At 38.6% G+C, this 1,364-nt stretch carries 1 protein-coding gene; it reads left to right on the forward strand.

The window, feature by feature from the left end:
• Positions 1-93: 93 nt before the first annotated feature.
• Positions 94-1,245, forward strand: a complete 1,152-nt coding sequence (locus LG34_RS16180; RefSeq protein WP_109216993.1) for an IS91 family transposase — start codon at positions 94-96, stop codon at positions 1,243-1,245.
• Positions 1,246-1,364 lie beyond the last annotated feature (119 nt).

Below are 1,364 nucleotides of genomic sequence, written 5' to 3' on the forward strand. Positions count from 1 at the left end.
TAAAAAAGTGTCTTCGACACGTCAACTCCCCTGCCCCTCAATCATGAGGGGTTAGGGCTTTCTTTTTCTTCCATTTTCCTTCATAATAGTTTTATGAATATACTTCAAAAGATTTTTACCGACTATTATGAAGAAATTAAATATACTCTTCATCCCAGAAATTCTGAGATGGAAAATATCGATAAGATGATTAACTGTGGCAATCCCGCTTTCGGCGGTGCCATGTACGGCTGCCCTCATTGTGGAAATCTTAAATTTGTACCTTTCCGATGTCACAGCCGGTTTTGTCCTACTTGCGGGAACAAATATTCCATGGAACGCTCTACCAGTATGTCCTTCAAACTGATTAACGTTCAACATCGCCACTGCGTTTTCACTATTGATGAAAACCTTCGAGATTTCTTTCTCAAAGACCGTTCTCTTCTTAACTGTCTTTTTCATTCTGTTACCAGTGTTGTTTCCCGGATGTTTTTCAAATTGAATAAGTCTAAAAATTTTACCCCCGGGTTCCTTATGGTTTTACATACATTTGGCCGTGATCTTAAATGGAATCCTCACATCCACTGCCTGATCTCCGAAGGTGGATACAGTGATGACGGATTCTGGCGTAATGTCAAACATTTCAACTACACTTATCTTCGTAATGCATTCCGCACTGCATTGCTTAATGAATTAGAATCCTGCTTAGGGTCTTCTTTTAAAAAGATAAAAGCAAAGTGCTATTCCAATCATAAGAGTGGTTTCTATGTCTATGCAAAACCTAACAAATGTGATCCTAAAAATGTAATCAAATATATCGGTCGTTATCTCGGACGTCCTGTTATTGCCACTTCCAGAATTGATAAATACGATGGTGAACTCGTTACCTTTCATTACAACCGGCATGAAGACGAAAAATATGTGGTAGAAACTATACCTGCCATGGACTTCATCAAACGGCTTATCCGCCACATACCAGAAAAACACTTCAAAATGATTCGATATGGCGGTCTCTACGCAAGACATCGGTCAATAGATTCAAAACTTCACAGAACAATACATAAATCAAAGCATCACTTCTATCGAAGCTTTAACCAATGGCGAACAGCTATCCTTTCTTCCTTTGGTTACGATCCTTTGCTGTGTTCTGAATGCAGCCATCAGATGGAGTTTCTGGAACTCTATTACAATCATCAACGCGTATCCCTTGAAGAACTTTACGAGAAAGCCATGTCCAAATCTCGTGGAAAGCGTTCTTCTGCATAATTCTTTTTTCTATTATCTGTGTTATAATCCTCCTGAAGGAGGGACACTGTCATGAAATCTAACATTGAGGAATTACGCAAAAAATATATAAATAATCCTCCAGAAGGATTAACATCTAT

Origin of the sequence: Eubacterium ramulus (assembly GCF_003122485.1) — a bacterium.
GTDB lineage: Bacteria > Bacillota > Clostridia > Lachnospirales > Lachnospiraceae > Eubacterium_I > Eubacterium_I ramulus_A.